The following is an 18,322-nucleotide window of genomic DNA, read 5'->3' as shown; positions in this document are numbered from 1 at the left end:
AAGAACCACGCGGCGACTCCCGCTTCTTGGTCTAGACCTCGCGTGATCGACTGCTACCGTCGGCCCCGGACCGGCTCGACGGCTCGACCGAGAGGGGACAGCGGTGGCACAGGACGGCAGGGCGGGCAGGCGCCGGGCGTTCATCGGATCGTTCACGGCGGCGGGCGGCCCCGGGCTGGTGACCGCCGAGGTCGCACCGGACACCGGGGCACTCACCCTCCTCTCCGCGGTGCAGGACGTACCGGACCCCTCCTACCTGGCCCTGTCACCGGACGGGCACACGCTCTACGCGGTCAGCGAGACGGCCGAGGGCGCCGTCGCCGCCTACCGCGTCACCGGGGGGCGGCCGGAACCCGCCGGTCCTCCGGTACCGGTGGCGGGCAGCGGCCCCACCCACCTCAGCGTGTACGACGGACACGTGCTGACCGCCAACTACGGGTGCGGCAGCGTCACCGCCGTCCCGCTGCGCGCGGACGGCACGCTCGCCGGCGCGCCCTCCGGACGGCTCCAGCACACCGGCTCGGGACCGCACGACCGCCGCCAGCGCGGCCCGCACGCCCACCAGGTGCAGCCCGACCCCAGCGGACGGTGGGCGGTCAGCGTCGACCTCGGAACCGACTCGGTGCGCGTGTGCACCCTCGTGGACGGCAGCCCCGCCGTGCACCGCGAGATCGCCCTGCGCCCCGGCTCCGGGCCGCGCCACCTCGCCTTCCACCCCGACGGCGAGCACGCCTACGTGGTCAACGAGCTGACCCCCACGGTCACGGTGTGCCGCTGGGACGCCCCGGGCGGCTCCCTGAAGCCGCTGACGGAGGTGCCCGTGCTGCCCGGCGCACCCGCCGGCGACGCCTACCCGTCGGGAATCGTCGTCTCGCCCGACGGGCGCTTCGTGTGGGTCGCGACCCGCGGCGAGGACGTCCTGTCCGTCCTCGCCGTGGAGACGGACGGGCTCCGGCTGATCCGTACGGTGCCCTGCGGCGGGCGCTGGCCGCGCGCGCTGGCCGAACACGACGGCTTCCTCTACGCCGCGAACGAGCGCTCCGGCGACGTGACCTGGTTCGCCGTGGACAGGATGACGGGCGTCCCCCGCTACGACGGCTCCGTACGGGTCCCGGCGGCCTCGTGCGTGGTCTTCGGCTGAGTGTGCGCCGCGGGAGGTGGTGCCGTCGCCCGGCTCGGTGAGGCGGCGTCCCCGGACGCGCGGGCAGCCCCGGTCGAGGCGAAGGGCCCGCTCCTGGAGGGGAGCGGGCCCTGTGTCGTACGGGCGTCGACCGCTCCGGACGCCGGGGGCGTCAGCGGGCCGGTGCGCTCTGCGGCTGCTGCGGGGAGATGCCCAGCGCCGTCGTGTACTTGGCGAGCGCGAGCTTGCCGATCGCCGGGTAGGCACCGAGCGCCTCGGCCGTGGCGCAGCCCACCTCCTCGGCGGCCCCGGCCAGCAGCGCCGGGTCGATCTCCGGGCCGATCAGGTACGGGGCCAGGGCCAGCTGCTGCGAGCCGGCGGACCGCAGCTGCTCTGCCACGGAGGCGATGGAGCCCTCCTGGTCCAGGGCCGCCGCCATCACCGGCACGGCCAGCCGCGCGGCGAGCAGCATGCCCGTGATCCCGGCCGCCTGGACGGCCTCCTCGCCGCCCACGGAGGCCAGGATGATGCCGTCCGCCGCGGTGGCCACGGTGAACAGCCGGGCGCGGTCGGCGCGGGCCAGGCCCGCCTCCGACAGCCGCACGTGCAGCGCCTCCGCGAGCAGCGGGTGCGGGCCGAGGACATCGGTCAGCTCGGCGGCGACCCGGCTGTCCATCACCGCCTGACGGATCTGACGCAGCAGTGCGCTGTCCGGGCCGGCCAGCAGCGGGACGACGACGGCGACCGGGCCGTCGGGCTCCTTGATCCCCTCGGCCCCGGCGGCGACGGCCTGCTCGTACCGTGCGGTGCGCTCCTCGGCGGCGCGTGCCAGCACGGAACGCAGCGAGGGGAACTCGGTGTCGTCCCCGTCCAGGTACCCGATCCGGGCGTCGAGGCCGGGCAGCTCGGAGCGGGCGATGCTCACGACCTCCTCGGCGAGGCTGCGCGTGGTGGTGCTGGGCACACCGGGCACCGCGAGGACGAGCGCGGGCGCGCCCTCGGGAGCCACCAGCGGTTCCGGACGGCGGTGCCGTCCGGGCTGGCGGGGTCGCGGCATTCGTACGGGCAGGCCGGACGCGGGTCCAGTGGGGGAGCTCATGGCGCCGCATGTTACTGGCTTACCGGCCTCCGTCGTTCGGGGAGGGTGCAGGTGAGCGGTATCCGTCCTGTTTTGTCTGATGAGTTACGCCCGGAAGACGCGTGTAGGGGGCACGTGCCCGGCGCAGGTGCCGGACGTCGCCGGTGGAACCGGCACGGAGCCGCTGGTCGCAGGCACCGCCCGGCCGTTACGGCAGGCGCCAGTCCACCGGTTGGCCGCCCTGCTGGATCAGCAGGTCGTTGGCCCGGCTGAACGGGCGCGAGCCGAAGAAGCCGCGGTCGGCCGACATGGGCGAGGGGTGCGCGGACTCCACCGCCGGCAGACGGCCCAGCAGCGGACGCAGATTGCGGGCGTCACGGCCCCACAGGATGGACACCAGCGGCTTGCCGCGTGCCGCGAGCGCCCGGATCGCCTGCTCGGTGACCTCTTCCCAGCCCTTGCCGCGATGCGCGCCCGGGCTGCGCGGCGCGGTGGTGAGCGCCCTGTTCAGCAGCAGCACGCCCTGCTCGGTCCACGGGGTGAGATCCCCGGTGGACGGCTGGGGCAGCCCCAGGTCGCCGGTCAGTTCACGGAAGATGTTGATCAGGCTGGGCGGCAGCGGGCGCACGTCGGGCGCCACGGAGAACGACAGACCCACCGCGTGCCCCGGTGTGGGATACGGGTCCTGACCCACGATCAGGACCCGTACCTCGTCGAAGGGTTGCTGGAAGGCCCGCAGGACGTTCGGTCCGGCCGGGAGGTAGGTGCGCCCCGCGGCGATCTCCGCACGCAGGAAGTCGCCCATCTCGGCGATCCGTCCGGCGACGGGTTCCAGGGCCTTCGCCCAGCCCGGTTCGACGATTTCATGCAAGGGTCGTGGTGCCACGGGCGTCACCCTACTGCCGTGGACCCGTCGGCGATCAATTGATGGCCGGATCACGGCAGCGGACGGCGCCCCGCTCCTGTGCGCCCGGGGGACAGGGGCCGACGGGGGGTCAGCCGATCACCGCCGCCCGTACGCACAGCACGTCCGGCAGGTGCGCGGCCAGCAGCTGCCAGCTGTCACCGTCGTCGTCCGAGGCGTACACCTCGCCGTTGCGGTTGCCGAAGTACACCCCGGCGGGGTCGCGGTCGTCCGTGCACAGGGCGTCCCGCAGGACCGTGCCGTAATGGTCCTCCTCCGGCAGCCCCTTGGACAGCGGTTCCCAGCTGCTCCCCGCGTCGGTCGTCCGGAAGACGCGGCAGCGGCGCCCGGCGGGCACCCGGTCCGCGTCCGCGGTGATCGGGAAGACGTACGCCGTGTCGCCCCGGCGCGGATGCGCCGCCGCCGCGAAGCCGAACGTCGACGGCAGGCCCTCGCCGATGTCGGTCCAGTGCGCGCCCGCGTCGTCGCTGCGGTACACCCCCCAGTGGTTCTGCAGATACAGCCGGTCCGGGGCGGCCGGGTCCCTGGTGATCTTGTGCACGCACTGGCCGAACTCCGGGTTCGGATCCGGCAGGAACACCGCCGACACACCGGAGTTGGACGGCGACCAGCTGGCGCCGCCGTCCGTCGTGCGGAACACGCCCGCCGCGGAGACGGCCACCGTCACGACCCGGGGGTCGCGCGCGTCGGTGAGCACCGTGTGCAGGCACTGACCGCCCGCGCCCGGCACCCACTGCGGGCGCGAGGGGTGCTCCCACAGCGGCCGGACCAGCTCGAACGTCTCACCGCGGTCCTCCGAGCGGTACAGCGCGGCCGGTTCCGCGCCCGCGTACACCACATCGGGTTCGGCGGCGGACGGGTGCAGCTGCCAGACGCGCTCCAGGGAAGCGCCGGTCTCCTGCGGGAACTTCACCGCGGGCCGGGCCGGTTCGGTCCAGGTGCGGCCGAGGTCGTCGGAGTGGAACACGGACGGACCCCAGTGCGCGCTGTCACCGCCCGCCAGCAGCCGGGGCCGGGCACCCCGGGTGTCGATCGCCACCGAATAGACCGCCTGCGCGTTGAAATACGGGCTCGCGTCGAACTCCCAGGGGCCGTCACCCCTCCGCCGCGCGATGAACAGGCCTTTGCGGGTGCCCACCGCGAGCAGTACCTCGGTCATGCCGATCACCTCCGGGACGCCGTTGTCCCGATAGCCGATAGATACCGGCCAGTGTGCACCCCACCACTGACACTCCCTCCGGAACGCGTGTCGGCGCAGGTCACCGCCTGTGTCGCCGGGGTGCGGCGAAGACCGGCCCGCCCCGTTGCGGCATGCGCCTGCGCCGAAGGGGTGTCTCGTGCGACCGTCGGGGAGACGGCTCGTCGTGAGCAGCGGAGCGATCTCCCGCGTATGGGAGGGCGGTCCGGCCGGTCGGTGCGCTCGTGAGGAGGATGCCCTTGAAGGCGTTCCGTGGTCCGAAGGTGTGGCTGTGGCGCTGGCGGCGCAACCCGCTCAGACGCCGGGCCGACGTCGTGGAGGCCTGGGTGGTGCTCGGCACCTGTCTGCTGACCGTCCTGGCAGGCGTGCTCGCCGGACTCGCCGCGGCCGGCACGGTGGAGCGCGGACTCGCCCGGGAACGGGCCACCTGGCGGCCCACCGTGGCCCGGGTCGCCGCGCGGGTCCCGGGGAAGACCCCGGCGCACGGCAGCCATGCCGCCGCCGGAGACCGGGTCTGGGCCGAGGTCCGCTGGACGGCCGCCGACGGCTCCGCCCACACCGGCCGGATCCGGGTGGAGCCCGGCAGCAAGTCCGGTACGCCCGTCACCGTCTGGACCGACCCGCGGGGCCGCCTGGTCTCCCGGCCCACCACGGCCTCCGAGGCCGCGTTCCGGTCCACCCTGACAGGCCTGCTGGTCGGCGCGAGCACCGCCGCCGTGCCCTGCGTCGCCGGCCTGGCCCTGCGCAGTCGTCTGGAACACCGGCGCATGGAGGCCTGGGACACCGAATGGGCCCGGCTGGGCCCGCAGTGGGGCCGGATGGTCTGACCCCGCCGGCCCGGGCGGGGTTCCTGCCGCCGCCGACGGCCCGCTCCACGCCCGGGGGAAGCGGGCCGGGCCGTAGCGTGTCGCGGGGCTCGTCGGCCGTCGTCACAGGACTCGTTGACCCGCATGACGGACCGGACCCCGTCCGGCGGCCCCTACAGCCCCGCCAGCACCTGCCGGCACCTCCGCAGCAGTTCCTCGTCGTCCGGGATGTCACGGCCGCCGTACGCGCCCTCGACGGCCGTGTGCCGGCGTGGATGGGTCAGTTCCGCGGTGATCAGGTCGCGCAGCGGCGCGGCGGCCGGGCCCATCGTGGTCAGGCACCGGGCGATCGGGCCCCGGGTGCGGGGGTCCGCCGTCCAGGCCGGCCGGAAGACCGGGCGAACCGGTTCGGGGTCCCCGGCGATACGCCACAGCGCGCACGCGGCCGGTATCCGTTCCCGCACCGGTCCGGACCGGGCGAGGCGGCGCAGCACGGGCAGCGCCGCGCGCGCGGCCGGCCCCAGCCTGCCGAGCTGCCGGACGGCGGCGCGCCGGGCGGCCGGATCGTCCCGGGCCGACTCCCGCAGCAGGACCGGGAGTACGGCGGTGGCGTCCCCGTCAGCCGACCACAGCGCGCCCGCCGCGATGGCCGCGTGCCGGGTGTGGAGCAGTCGGCGCAGGAGCGGTGCCGTCTGCCCGGCGGCGCCCAGTTCCGCCAGCGTCTCGATCACCTGCTCGACGACCGCGTCCCGCGCTCCCAGGTGGTCGGGGGCGCCCGAGAGCAGCCGTACCAGTTCGGGGACGGCCTCCTGGTCGCCGATGGCCCTGATCGCCGTCAGCAGCGGGGCGGCGAGCCGGGCGGCGGCGGGCGAGGCGAGCGGGACACCGCGCAGGCGGAGCCTCAACGCGGGGGCCAGCGGAGCCGCGGCCCGGCCCAGGTGCGCCGCTTCGCAGCCCAGTGCGACGGGCGCCGCCGGACCGGCCAGCAGCTGGGCCAGGGCCGGGACGGCCCGCCGGTCGCCCGTCCTGGCCAGCGCCTTCAGCGGGCCGCCCAGCGTGGGGGAGCCGCGCTCCCAGCGGTGCGTCCACAGGTCGGGCCGGGTGCTCACCAGCGCGTGCAGGTCGTCCGCGGCGGGCGCGGCCAGCGCGTACAGCTCCGCCAGGACCGAGACCGCCGCGTCCCGCAAGCGGTCCTGATCGGTGCTCAGTTGCGCGCCCAGCAGCCGGACGGGCGCGCCGAAGTCGCCGCGCCAGCCCCGGAACAGGCCCGCCGACATCCAGACGGCGTTGCACCGGTCCACCGGGTCCGGACTGGTCAGCTGACCGGTGAGCAGGGCGATCCGGTCGTCCACCCGGTCTCCGAGCGCGCTGTGCAGGGTGCGCAGCAGGACGGCGCCCTGTTCGTCCGAGGGGCGCAGCCGCCGTATCCGGCGCACCAGGGTGTCCGTGCCGGAGCCTTCCGCGGCCGGCCGGTGCCGCGCGGACCGCTCGTGCAGCAGCCGGACCGCCGTGGGCACCAGGTCGGCGGGGAGCCGGACGGGCGCGTGGAGCGCCAGCTGGCCGAGTGCCGCGAGCCGCGGGCCCGGCGCGTAGGGCGGTGCGCTCTGTTCGGCCAGGAGGTCAAGCGCGCCGTCGGCGAGGGCCGGATGCCGGTGCGCGAACAGGGCGAGCGCCTCCGTCAGGGCCGGCAGGACGTGGTCGTCCCGCTCGGCCGCGAGCCGCCGCCGCAGCAGCCCCAGGACCCGCGCGGGGGCGTCCAGGAAGCGCACCAGGGCCCCGGCCGCCGCCCGGCGCACCGCCGGGTCCGGGTCCCCGGCGAGCGGGACGAAGGCCTCGGCGCCGGCGCACACCGCCCTGCGGGCCGCGTCCGCCGCAGCCGTCGCGCCCGCGCTCCCGCCGCCCTCCCCGCCGATACCGACCAGCAGCTCCACGATGCAGCCCCGGTCCGGTACCTCCTCGCGGGCCGCCAGCGCGAACAGGAAGGGCACGCAGGCCGGCGCCGCCTCGTACACCCTCCCCTCGTGGTGCAACGCGTCGTACAGCCCGTCGAGCGCGGTCGCCCGCTCGACGGTGTCCGGGGACGCCAGGGCCCGTAACCACCCGGGCACGTCCTCCGCGCTGCCGTGCGCGTGCCGCAGCGAGGCCCACTCGACCTCGTCGATCCCCGTGCACACGTGGTCCTCCCTGTCCTCCCCGGACGAGTGCCGCCTGACGGGGAGTGTGCACCACGGCACCGACAGCGCACCGGAACCGCGCGCTGACTGTGTGCGATCCGCCGTCGGTGACCGGCCACCCGGCGCGACCGCCCGGCACGCGCGCGTGAAGCGGTCAGTCCCGGCCGGGCAGGGCGCGCTCCAGGACGGCGTCGAGGTCGGTTCCCGCGGGCAGCGTGCCGAACGAGTGGCCCCAGTCGCCGCCCAGGCGGCTCGCGCAGAAGGCGTCCGCGACCGGGTGCGGAGCGTGCCGGACGAGCAGGGAGGCCTGGAGCGCCAGCGCCATCCGCTCGACCAGCCGGCGCGCGCCCGCCTGATCGGTTCCGGCCACGTCGTGCCGCAGCGCGGCCACGGCCGCGTCGAGCCGGGCGTCCGCCCCGCGCGCGAGGGCGAGTTCGGCGAAGAGCGCCTCGGCGGTGTCCGGTTCGCGGCCGAGGGCGCGCAGCACGTCGAGCGCGTTGACGTTGCCGGAACCCTCCCAGATCGACAGCAGCGGAGCCTCCCGGTAGTGCCGGGGCATGCCGGAGTCCTCGACGTACCCGTTCCCGCCCAGGCACTCCAGGGCCTCGGCGGTGAAGGCCGGCCCCCGCTTGGTGACCCAGTACTTGCCGACGGCGGTGGCGATGCGCCGGAAGGCCCGCTCCCCGGCGTCCCCGCGCACCGCGCGGTCGGCCGCGCCGGCCAGCCGCAGTGTGAGCGTCGTCGCCGCCTCCGACTCCAGCGCCAGATCGGCCAGGACGTTGCGCATCAGCGGCTGGTCGATCAGCCGGGCGCCGAACGCGCTGCGGTACCGGGCGTGGTGCCCCGCCTCGACCAGCGTCTTGCGCATCAGGGTCGCCGAGGACATCACACAGTCCAGACGGGTGCAGTTGACCATCTCGATGATGGTCTTCACACCGCGCCCCTCCGGCCCCACCAGCCAGGCGACGGTCCGGTCGAACTCCGGTTCCGAGGAGGCGTTGGACCGGTTGCCGAGCTTGTCCTTCAGCCGCTGGATGCGGAAGGTGTTGCGGCTGCCGTCCGGCAGGACGCGCGGCACCAGGAAGCACGACAGCCCGCCCGGGGCCTGCGCGAGCACCAGGAAGACGTCGCACATCGGCGCCGACGTGAACCACTTGTGCCCGCGCAGTGTGTAGACGCCCGCCTCCGCGGTGGGCGTGGCCGTGGTGGTGTTCGTCCGGACGTCGGAACCGCCCTGCTTCTCGGTCATGCCCATTCCGGCCAGCAGTCCGGGCTTCTGCGCCGGAACGCGCAGCCGGGGATCGTACTCGCGGCTGGTGAGCAGCGGCTCGTACACCTTGGCGAGATCCGGCTGTGCGCGCAGGGCGGGTACGGCGGCGTACGTCATCGACGTGGGGCAGCCGTGTCCCGCCTCCGTGTGCCCCCACACCAGGCCGCCCGCGGTCCGGGCGACGTGCGCGCCCGGCCGTTCGTCGGCCCACGGCGCACCGGCCAGGCCCTCGGCGACCGCCGTCCGCATCAGGTGGTGCCAGCTGGGGTGGAACTCCACCTCGTCGACGCGGTGGCCGTAGCGGTCGTGGGTGCGCAGCACCGGCTCGTACCGGTTCGCCAGCTCGCCCCACTCCTGCGCCTCCGCGCTGCCGGCGCGCGCCCCCAGCCTCCGGACGCCCTCCTCGGCCCATCCCGCGCCCTCCCGGCGCAGCCCCTCCAGCAGGGCCGGGTCGTCGGAGGCGTCGTAGGGGGCGAGCGGCGGGGGCTGGTTGGTCACGTCGTGCGTGGCGTACGACGGCTGGGCCGGCGACGGTGACTGGGCCGGCGACTGCGACTGCGACTGCTCGGAAATCGAGACCATGACAGCATGTTGCACTCTTCCTGCGACTGTAGCAATGATGCAACAAGAGGACGCACGTACAGTACGGGGCCATGCGCATGAACGTCCCCGCGGAGCCGGACGCGGACGCCGCCGGCCTGCGGCCGCTGTCCGCCCGGTCGGTCGTGCTGAGCCTGCTCCTCGGCGTGCATCCGCCCCAGCTGCCGGTGAAGGACCTGGTCCGGTTGGTGGAGCCGTTCGGGGTCGGCGGCTCCACGCTGCGGGCCGCGCTCAGCCGCATGGTGGCCGCCGGCGACCTGCGGCGCGGCGACGCCGTCTACCGGCTCAGCGACCGGCTGCTGGCCCGGCAGCGCCGCCAGGACGAAGCCGTGCGGCCCCGCACGCGCGCGTGGGACGGCGACTGGGAGATGGTGGTGGTCACGGCGACGGGCCGCGGCCCCGCCGAACGCGCCGACCTGCGCGCCCGGCTGACCGCCCTGCGCCTGGCCGAACTCCGCGAGGGCGTCTGGCTGCGCCCGGCCAACCTCGACCGCCCGCTGCCGGGTGATCTGCGACAGGTGGCGCTGACGTGCGCCGCGCGCCCCGACGAGCCCCCGCGCGACCTCGCCGCCCGGCTCTGGCCGCTGGCCGACTGGGCAGCCACCGCGCGCTCCCTGCTCGTCCGCGCGACCGGAGCCGACCACCCGGCCGTGCGGCTCACCGCCTACGCGGCGGCCGTCCGTCACCTGCTGACCGACCCGGTCCTGCCGTCCGCGCTGCTGCCCCCCGACTGGCCGGGGGAGGACCTGCGCACGGCCTACGCCGACTACCGGCGGCAACTGGCCACGGCCCTGGGCACACCGGAACCGGACGACACACGCTGACCCGCACGGCCCCGCCGGGGGTCCTAGCGGTGGATCGGCCTGCCGGGGCGCTTCGGGCGGGGCTCGTACGGTCAGCGGCTCCACGCAGGACGGCCGGCGAGGCACGGCCGGCGCGGGCGTCCGGCCGGCCACGCTGGGCGAGCCACCGGTTCGTGTACGCGAAGGATGTACGCCCTACGGAACGCATGCGGGAGGGCATGACCGCCGACAGCTGAGGAGGGCGCCTGTCGGTCGCCCGGATCCGCACCCGCGGCCACTTCGACGCGGTGACCGACTTAGACCGGGCGGTACGGGACCCGGGGCGCCCGACCTCGTCACCTCGACCCCGAGGGGTGCGGCGTCCTCGCCGTGGCCGGGCCGGCGGCGCTGTTCCGGCGCGCCTCCTGACGGGTGGGGCGGGTGGCGCTCAGCTGATTCGTGGCATTTCCTAGGAAAAGGTGGTTTCCCTGCGAAATAAGGGGATGGCCTGCATGGTCGCGGGCACTCGGTGGGGCACGCAAGACGATCTCACCCGAGGAGAGTCATGGCTGAGCAGAAGTCGTCGGCCCTCACGGCGCCCCTGCGCGGCGCGGCCTCGGTACTGCGCAGGGTGCCCGGCGCCGGAACGGTGACCAGGGCCGCCGAGGGAACACTGGACAAGGTCGGCGCGGTCTCGCCCCGCGGTCGGCGCATGGCGGTCTACGCCGGTGCGGGGGTGCTCGGCGCCGCGGGCGTGGTGGAGTGGCCCGTGGCCCTCACCGGCGCGGCGGTGGCCTGGCTCACCCAGCCCCGGCCCCCGCAGCCGGCGGGCACCGGGGAGACGGCCCCGGCCGCCGAACCGGCGCACGACCTGGGCACCGCGGCCCTCAGGTCCGGCGGCGAGAGCCCCGAGCCCGGCCAGGCGGCCGGGACCGGGACCCCCGCGGACACCCGGGCACCGGCCGGCACCGCGACGCCGGGGCCGGTCAGGCAGCCCGGCCACACGGCGGCACCGAGCCCGCCGGAGGCCTCCCACGGAGCCCAGGCGTCCGCGGGCAGGACGTCCGGTCCGCTCGGACCCACCGCGCGCCCCGATCGCACCACGCTCTGAGGAGGGCATGTGGCCGGTCTGCTGACAGCGCCGTCGTCCGCCGTCCGCCGGCTGTCGGCGGCGCCACGCCTGCTCGCGCGGGCTGCGGCACCGGCGGCCGGACTGGCCGCCGGTGCCGCGGCCGGAACCGCGCGCGCCGGCGTGCGCGGCCTGGACGCCGCCGCGCGTGTGGGCCGGGTGGCGCGCAACGCGCTGCCCGGCTCCGGTGACCACTGGAGGTCCGGCGCCCGCACCCACCTGGCGATACGGCCCCTGGAACCGGGGCGGGCGCGGTGCGCGGGCGGCACGGGACACCTGGCGCGCCGGATGGCCGAGGCGCTGGCGGACCACCCCGACGTCCTCGTCGCCTACTGGGACGAGGGACTCGCCCGCCTGGTGGTGACCGCGACCGGGGAGGAGGCCGCCGACCGCGTCCTGGACCACGCGGCCCGCCTCGCCGAGCGGCACGGGCTCGTCCTGGCGGAAGGAGACGTGGAGGAGACCACGCATCCCGCCGACCCGGCCGGGGTGCGCGCCGCGGTGGCCACCCTCGCCGTCGACGGCGCCGGGATCGCGATGGCGCTGACCGCGTACGCGCTGCGGCTGCCGCCCTCGCCCCGGGTGGCGACCGCGGTCGTGACCCTCCTGCGGGAGAACCCGCGTTTCCGCGCGTGGCTGCGCGCCCGGCTCGGCGACACCGGCATGGACCTCCTGCTGACCTGCGCCAACGCCGCCGTGCACGCCGCCGGGCAGACCCCCACCTCCCTGGTGCTCGACGGCGCCCTGCGGGCCTGCCAGGTGGCCGAGACGGTCGCCCGCTCGGCCGCCTTCGACGCGGTGCACGACCAGGTGTGCGTCCCCGACCGCGTCAGCCTCGCCGCGCAGGGCCCGCCGCGCCCGCCGCTGCGCGTCTCCCCGGCCCAGGAGTACGCGGCCCACGCCTCCGCCGGCAGCCTCCTGGGCGCGGCGGCCACCCTCCTGGTCAAGCACGACGGCGCCGAGGCGGCCGAAGCGGTGCTGGCCGGCTCCCCGAAGGCCGCCCGCTACGGTCCCGCCGCCTTCCACGCCGTGCTCAGTGCCGCCCTGGCCCGCACCGGCGTGCTGGTCCGCGCCCCCGAGCGGCTGCGCCAGCTGGAGATGGCCGGCACCGTCGTCCTGCACCCCAGCGCGCTGCGCACCGCGGAGGGTGAGGCCGATCCGTGGGCCGAACCGGTGCTGGACGCGGCCCGCCGGGCCGGACTCCGGGTGGTCCTCGTCGACGACCCGGCCCTGGAGGACTTCACCGGCCTCGCCGACCAGGTCGTCGACGCCCGCCGGCCACTGGACGACGTGGTGTACGAGGCGCGCGGTGACGAGGGCGTCGTCCTGGTGGCCGCCCGGGTCCGCACGGCCGACGAGCACGACGTCCTGGGTGCCCTGCGGGCCGCCGATGTCGCGCTCGCCCTGACCGACCGGGACGCAGCGGTGGTCTGGGGCGCGGACCTCCTCGCCCTGCACGGCCTGCCCGACGTGTGGCGGGTGCTGACCGCGGTCCCGGCCGCCCGCCGGGTCGGCCACCGGGCCCAGACCCTCGCCCGCTCCGGTGCCGCGCTGTCCGGGCTGCTCGTCGCCGTCGGCGAGTCCGGCGGCGGACGCGGCCGCCGGTCCGTGCTGCCGGGGCTCCGGCACGCACCCGTCGACGCCGGCGCCGCCCTGGCCCTGCTGTCCGGGATGCGCTCCGCACTGGGCGTGGCGACGGCCCGCCCTCCGCACCCCCGCCCCCGGGTGCACTGGCACGAGCTGGACCCCGACCAGGCCCGGGACCGGCTGGCCCACGAACCGGCCGCCGAGCCCGGCCCGTCCGGCACGCTGACCGCCCGGATGCGCAAGGCGGCCGAGGGCGTGGGCCGGCACCCGGCCGCTGCGCCCGCCCGCTGGTCCTACCGCCTCGGCCGCGCCGTACGCAGCGAACTCCAGGACCCGCTCACCCCGGTCCTGGCCGTCGGTTCGGCCGCGTCGGCGATCCTCGGCTCCGTCATGGACGCGCTGCTCGTCGTCGGCGCCCTCGACCTGAACGCCCTGGTCGGCGGCATCCAGCGGCTGCGGGCGGAGCGGGCCCTGTCCGGGCTGGTCGCGGAGCAGAAGCAGAGGGCGCGCCTGGTGCCGCCGGAGGCCGAGGCCCCGGCCGGCGGCACCCGCACCGTGGAGGCGGGCAAGCTCCGGCCGGGCGACGTGATCCAGCTCAAGACGGACGACGTGGTCCCCGCCGACGCCCGGCTGCTGTGGCAGGAGGGCCTGGAGGTGGACGAGTCCGCCCTGACCGGGGAGTCGCTGCCGGTGGAGAAGCGGACGGATCCCACTCCGCACGCCCCGGTGGCCGACCGGCGGTGCATGCTCTTCGAGGGCACGACCGTGGTGGCGGGCGAGGCCCGGGCCATCGTCGTCGACACCGGCGACCGCACCGAGGCCGCCCGCGCCGTCCACCTCGCGGCCCGCACGCCCCCGGCCGGCGGCGTCCAGGCCAGGCTCCAGGAGCTCACCCGCAAGGCGCTGCCGCTGACCCTGGCGGGCGGCGCCGCGGTGACCGGTCTTGCGCTGCTGCGCGGCACCCCGATCCGCGAGGCGGTCAGCGGCGGGGTGGCGGTGGCCGTCGCGGCCGTACCGGAGGGGCTGCCGCTGGTGGCGACGGTCGCGCAGCTCGCCGCCGCCCGGCGGCTGAGCCGGGGCGGTGTCCTGGTGCGCACCCCGCGCACCCTGGAGGCGCTGGGCCGGATGGACACCATCTGCTTCGACAAGACCGGCACGCTCACCGAGAACCGGCTGCGGCTGGTGCGCACCTCCGACGCCGGCGGCACGGTCCACGCGGTGGACGATCCCGGCTCCGAGGAGACGATCCGGGTCGCCGCGCGGGCCTGCCCGCGGCTGAACGGCGGCTCCGACCGGCCGGTGCACGCCACCGACGAGGCCGTGCTGGCCGCGGCGCCGCCCGACCCCGGCTGGAACCAGCTCGCCGACCTGCCGTTCGAGGCGGCGCGCGGATACGCCGCCGGCGTCGGCCGGAGCGGGGACGGCCCGGTGGTGCTGGTGGTCAAGGGCGCCCCGGAGACGGTGCTGCCCGCCTGCACCGGGCTGCCGGCGCACGCCTCCGAGTCCGCGCACACGCTGGCCGGGGCCGGGCTGCGGGTCCTGGCGGTGGCCGAACGGCGGCTCGACCCGGCGGAGCAGGAGTCGGACGTCCCCGAACAGCCCCTCCACGACCTGGAGTTCATCGGTCTGCTGGCCCTGTCCGACGTACCCCGCGAGACCTCCACGGCGCTGGTGAACGGGCTGAACGGAGCGGGGGTACGACCGGTCATGCTCACCGGCGACCACCCGCAGACCGCGCGGGCCATCGCCGCCGACCTGGGCTGGCCGGAGGACACCGTAGTGGTCACCGGCGACGAGCTGGCAGCGGCCGACCGGGCGTCCCGGGCCCGGATGCTGCGGGACGCGGGTGTGGTGGCCCGGGTGGCGCCCGAGCAGAAACTCCAGGTGGTGGAGGCGCTGCGGGACGCGGGCCGGGTGGTCGGCATGGTCGGCGACGGCGCCAACGACGCCGCGGCCATCCGCGCCGCCGACATCGGCGTCGGCATCAACGCACGCGGATCGGCCGCCGCGCGCAACGCCGCGGACATCGTGCTGACGGACGACGACCTGACGGTGCTGATCGACGCGGTCGGCGAGGGCCGCGCGCTGTGGCACAGCGTGGCCGACGCGATCGCCATCCTGATCGGCGGCAACGCGGGCGAGGTCGGGTTCGGCATCCTCGGCACGCTGCTGTCCGGCCGGGCGCCGCTGTCCACCCGGCAGATGCTCATGGTGAACCTCTTCACCGACCTGTTCCCGTCGATGGCGGTGGCGGTGACGGAGAAGGAGGGCGAGGCGGACCTGGGGCACGTGGAGGAGGCCGCCGGAGTGCTGGGCGACCCCCTGCTGCGGCAGATCCGGCACCGGGCTCTGACCACCTGCCTGGGCGCGCTCACGGCCTGGCTGATCGGCCGCTTCACGCCGGGCACCGCCCGGCGCTCCGGCACCATGGCGCTGTGCGGGGTGGTGGGCACCCAGCTCGTGCAGACGCTCCTCGACCGGCGTGACAGCCGGCTGGTGCAGATCACCTCGCTGGGCTCCGCGCTCGCACTGGTGGCCGTGGTCCAGACCCCGGGCATCAGCCGGGTCTTCGGCTGCACCCCGCTCGGCCCGGTCGCCTGGGCGGGTGTCGTGGCCGCGATCGCCCTCGCCCTGGCGGGCCAGCGCACACTGCCCGGGCTGGAGCGGGCCGTCGGGCGCCTGCTGCCGGACTGACCCCCACCGCCTGCCGTACCGCCGGGCCGGGGGAGCCGGCCCGGCGGTACCGGCTCAGACCGAGCGGTGGTACTGGTCAGGGACCCGGACCTGTGCTTCCAGCTCGCGTGCCGCCTGACGGGCCCAGGACGGGTTGCGCAGGAGTTCCCGGCCCAGCAGGACCGCGTCCGCCTCGCCGTTCGCCACGATCTTCTCGGCCTGTCCGGGCTCGGTGATCAGGCCCACCGCGGCGACCGGCATCGGCGTCTCGGCCTTCACCCGGGCGGCGAACGGGACCTGGTAGCCCGGTCCGGTCGGGATGGTGACGCCGGCGGCGTTCCCGCCGGTGGAGACGTCGAGCAGGTCGACACCGTGGGTGTGCAGGTCGCGGGCGAGGCGGACCGTGTCCTCGGGGGTCCAGCCGCCGTCCCGGAGCCAGTCGGTGGCCGAGACGCGGAAGAACACCGGCTTGTCCGCGGGCCACACCTCCCGCACGGCGTCCACGACCTGGAGGGCGAACCGGGTGCGGTTCTCGTACGAGCCGCCGTAGGCGTCGGTGCGGTGGTTGGAGTGCGGGGAGAGGAACTCGTTGATCAGATAGCCGTGGGCACCGTGGATCTCGACGGCCTGGAACCCCGCGGCGAGCGCCCGGCGCGCGGCGGCGGCGAACTGTCCGACGATCTCGGCGATCTGGTCCGCCGTCAACTCGGCGGGCACCGGGTGGCGTTCGTCGAACGGCAGCGCGCTCGGGGCGAGCGGCTGCCAGCCGTGCGCCTCGGGTCCGACGGGCGCACCGCCCTTCCACGGCCGGTCGGTGGACGCCTTGCGGCCGCTGTGGCCGATCTGGACCGCCGGCACGGTGCCCTGCGCGGTGAGGAAGCGGGTGATCCGGCGGAACGCCTCCACCTGGGTGTCGTTCCACAGCCCGAGGTCGTACGGGGAGATCCGGCCCTCGGGCGAGACCGCGGTGGCCTCCACCACGATCAGGCCGGTGCCGCCGGCGGCCCGCGCCGCGTAGTGCGCGAAGTGCCAGTCGTTCGGAGCGCCGGCGAGCGGCCCCACCGGGTCGGCAGAGTACTGGCACATCGGGGGCATCCACACCCGGTTCGGGATGGTCACTTCGCGCAGGGTGATGGGCTCGAAGAGCGCACTCACGACGGACTCCATTCGTCACGGACCGCTGATCGGTTCGTACGGTACCCCTCGTACTATGATGGATGTCAAACTACGATGACTCTCGTACAATGCGGGCAGTCGAACTTGTCGTGAGGAAAGGGGGCGGTCGCCGTGACCGACACCGCCACCGTCGGCCGTGCGCTGCCGCATCCGGCACGGGAGCAGATCCGGCTGGAGTCCGTGCTGCACGCGCTCTCCGATCCGATGCGGCTCCGGATCGTGTGCGACCTCGCGGCGAGTGGCGCGGAGCTGACCTGTTCGCAGTTCGACCTGCCGGTCACCAAGTCCACCAGTACCCACCACTTCCGGGTGCTGCGGGAGAGCGGGGTCATCCGGCAGGTCTACCGGGGCACGGCCAAGATGAACGGCCTGCGCCGCGACGATCTAGACGGCCTCTTCCCGGGGCTGCTCGACAGCCTTCTCACCGCCGCCGACCGGCAGTCCGGCCGGCTCCGCGCCGGCGGCTGAACCGCCCTTCACCGCGAGGTGGTTGAAGAGCAGGTTCAGCACGATAGCGGACAGGCAGCCCGCGCTGATGCCGCTGTCCATCACCGTCTGGAACCAGTCCGGGAACTTCGCGTACACCGTGGGAACGCCCACCGGCAGCAGGCCGATCGCCACCGAGACCGCCACCACGGTCAGATTGTCGTTGCCCTTGAAGTCGACCCGGGCCAGCGTCCGCAGCCCGCTCGCCGCGACCGTCCCGAACATCACCAGGCCGGCCCCGCCGAGCACCGGTGCCGGGATGGCCGCGACCACCGCGCCCAGCTTGGGCAGCAGCCCGAGCAGCACCAGGATCCCGCCGGCCGCCGCCACCACCCAGCGGCTGCGCACCCGGGTCATGCCGACCAGGCCCACGTTCTGCGCGTACGCCGTGTACGGGAAGGTGTTGAACACCCCGCCCAGCACGGTCGACAGGCCGTCCGCGCGCAGCCCGTCGGCGAGGGGGCGCGGCTCGGCCTTCCGGCCGGTCAGCTCGCCGACGGCGATCAGGTCACCCGTCGTCTCGGTCATGGTGACCAGGGCGACGACCAGCATGGACACGATCGCGGACACGCGGAACTCCGGCGCCCCGAAGTGGAACGGCGTGCTGACGCCCACCCAGCCGGCGTCCCCGACCCCGCCGAAGTCGGTGAACCCGAACGGCACGGCGACCGCCAGGCCGGCCGCGATGCCGAGGAGCACGGCGATCCGGGAGAGGAAGGCGGGCGCGAAGCGCTGCACACCGAGCACCACGGCCAGCACGAAGCCCGCCAGCGCCAGATTCCTCGGCTCCCCGAAGTCCTTCGCACCGGCGCCGCCCGCCGCCCAGTTGCCCGCGACCGGCAGCAGCGAGAGGCCGATGACCAGGATCACCGTGCCGGTCACCAGCGGCGGGAAGAAGCGCAGCAGCCGGCCGAAGAGCGGCGCGAGCAGCATGATGGTCAGCCCGGCGACGATCACCGAGCCGTAGATCACGGGCAGCCCGCCCCCCGTCGTCCCGATGAGCACCATCGGTGACACCGCGGCGAACGTGCACCCCTGCATGACCGGAAGCCGGACCCCGAACCGCCAGAAGCCGACGCACTGGATCAGCGTGGCGACGCCGCACACCAGCAGGTCCGCGGTGATGAGATACGCCAGGTCTGCGGGCGACAGCTTCAGCGCGCCGCCCACGATCAACGGCACGGCGACCGCGCCCGCGTACATCGCGAGCACGTGCTGCAGCCCGAAGGCGGCCAGCTGTCGTACCGGGGGTATCTCGTCGACGGGGTGCACGTCTGCGGTCGTGGCCATGGGAGCTCCATCAGCGGGCGGGAAGTGG

Annotated in this window: 13 protein-coding genes; 6 read left to right on the top strand and 7 right to left on the bottom strand. The window is 75.6% G+C overall.

Annotation, left to right across the window (positions count from 1 at the left end):
- Window positions 1–103: 103 nt before the first annotated feature.
- Window positions 104–1,141 (top strand): lactonase family protein, encoded by a 1,038-nt coding sequence (locus AB0946_RS18080; RefSeq protein WP_366761575.1) that lies wholly within the window; start codon window positions 104–106, stop codon window positions 1,139–1,141.
- 151 nt (window positions 1,142–1,292) lie between these two features.
- Here the strand turns inward: AB0946_RS18080 and AB0946_RS18075 are convergent, their stop codons facing one another.
- From AB0946_RS18075 to AB0946_RS18065, 3 genes are all read right to left on the bottom strand, one after another.
- Window positions 1,293–2,219 (bottom strand): hypothetical protein, encoded by a 927-nt coding sequence (locus AB0946_RS18075; RefSeq protein ID WP_366761574.1) that lies wholly within the window; start codon window positions 2,217–2,219, stop codon window positions 1,293–1,295.
- 187 nt (window positions 2,220–2,406) lie between these two features.
- A complete protein-coding gene (locus AB0946_RS18070; RefSeq protein WP_171158729.1) occupies window positions 2,407–3,084 on the bottom strand; it encodes a uracil-DNA glycosylase in 678 nt (225 codons plus the stop codon).
- 109 nt (window positions 3,085–3,193) lie between these two features.
- Entirely contained in the window at window positions 3,194–4,282 is a 1,089-nt protein-coding gene (locus AB0946_RS18065; protein ID WP_366761573.1) for an exo-alpha-sialidase, read from the bottom strand.
- 272 nt (window positions 4,283–4,554) lie between these two features.
- Between AB0946_RS18065 and AB0946_RS18060 the strand changes: the two genes are divergently transcribed.
- Entirely contained in the window at window positions 4,555–5,148 is a 594-nt protein-coding gene (locus tag AB0946_RS18060) for a hypothetical protein (protein WP_366761572.1), read from the top strand.
- A 152-nt stretch (window positions 5,149–5,300) separates the two neighbouring features.
- On the opposite strand, the gene AB0946_RS18055 is transcribed toward AB0946_RS18060, so the two are convergent.
- Together AB0946_RS18055 and AB0946_RS18050 are read right to left on the bottom strand one after the other, a co-directional pair.
- The gene (locus AB0946_RS18055) at window positions 5,301–7,301 is read right to left on the bottom strand and encodes a HEAT repeat domain-containing protein (RefSeq protein ID WP_366761571.1); all 2,001 of its coding nucleotides are present in this window, start codon (window positions 7,299–7,301) and stop codon (window positions 5,301–5,303) included.
- A gap of 154 nt (window positions 7,302–7,455) precedes the next feature.
- The gene (locus tag AB0946_RS18050; protein ID WP_366761570.1) at window positions 7,456–9,153 is read right to left on the bottom strand and encodes an acyl-CoA dehydrogenase family protein; all 1,698 of its coding nucleotides are present in this window, start codon (window positions 9,151–9,153) and stop codon (window positions 7,456–7,458) included.
- A gap of 71 nt (window positions 9,154–9,224) precedes the next feature.
- Here AB0946_RS18050 and AB0946_RS18045 point away from each other — a divergent pair, with 71 nt between their 5' ends.
- The 3 genes from AB0946_RS18045 (at window position 9,225) to AB0946_RS18035 (ending at window position 15,363) form a co-directional block, all read left to right on the top strand.
- A complete protein-coding gene (locus AB0946_RS18045; RefSeq protein WP_366761569.1) occupies window positions 9,225–9,995 on the top strand; it encodes a PaaX family transcriptional regulator C-terminal domain-containing protein in 771 nt (256 codons plus the stop codon).
- A 523-nt stretch (window positions 9,996–10,518) separates the two neighbouring features.
- Window positions 10,519–11,064 (top strand): hypothetical protein, encoded by a 546-nt coding sequence (locus AB0946_RS18040; RefSeq protein WP_366761568.1) that lies wholly within the window; start codon window positions 10,519–10,521, stop codon window positions 11,062–11,064.
- Between the two features lie 9 nt (window positions 11,065–11,073).
- Window positions 11,074–15,363 (top strand): cation-translocating P-type ATPase, encoded by a 4,290-nt coding sequence (locus tag AB0946_RS18035; protein ID WP_366761567.1) that lies wholly within the window; start codon window positions 11,074–11,076, stop codon window positions 15,361–15,363.
- Window positions 15,364–15,417: 54 nt separating this feature from the next.
- On the opposite strand, the gene AB0946_RS18030 is transcribed toward AB0946_RS18035, so the two are convergent.
- The gene (locus tag AB0946_RS18030) at window positions 15,418–16,497 is read right to left on the bottom strand and encodes an NADH:flavin oxidoreductase/NADH oxidase (protein ID WP_366761566.1); all 1,080 of its coding nucleotides are present in this window, start codon (window positions 16,495–16,497) and stop codon (window positions 15,418–15,420) included.
- Window positions 16,498–16,629: 132 nt separating this feature from the next.
- Here AB0946_RS18030 and AB0946_RS18025 point away from each other — a divergent pair, with 132 nt between their 5' ends.
- Window positions 16,630–16,986 (top strand): helix-turn-helix transcriptional regulator, encoded by a 357-nt coding sequence (locus AB0946_RS18025; RefSeq protein ID WP_366761565.1) that lies wholly within the window; start codon window positions 16,630–16,632, stop codon window positions 16,984–16,986.
- On the opposite strand, the gene AB0946_RS18020 is transcribed toward AB0946_RS18025, so the two are convergent.
- Window positions 16,903–18,294 carry a nucleobase:cation symporter-2 family protein gene (locus AB0946_RS18020; protein WP_366761564.1) on the bottom strand — a complete coding sequence of 464 codons (1,392 nt, stop codon included), beginning with the start codon at window positions 18,292–18,294 and terminating at the stop codon, window positions 16,903–16,905. The two genes, AB0946_RS18025 and AB0946_RS18020, sit on opposite strands and share 84 nt — an antisense overlap.
- Window positions 18,295–18,322 lie beyond the last annotated feature (28 nt).

The sequence above is a fragment of the Streptomyces sp. NPDC046870 genome, assembly GCF_040704595.1.
GTDB lineage: Bacteria > Actinomycetota > Actinomycetes > Streptomycetales > Streptomycetaceae > Streptomyces > Streptomyces argyrophylli.
This window is presented reverse-complemented; position numbering and strand designations above follow the sequence as displayed.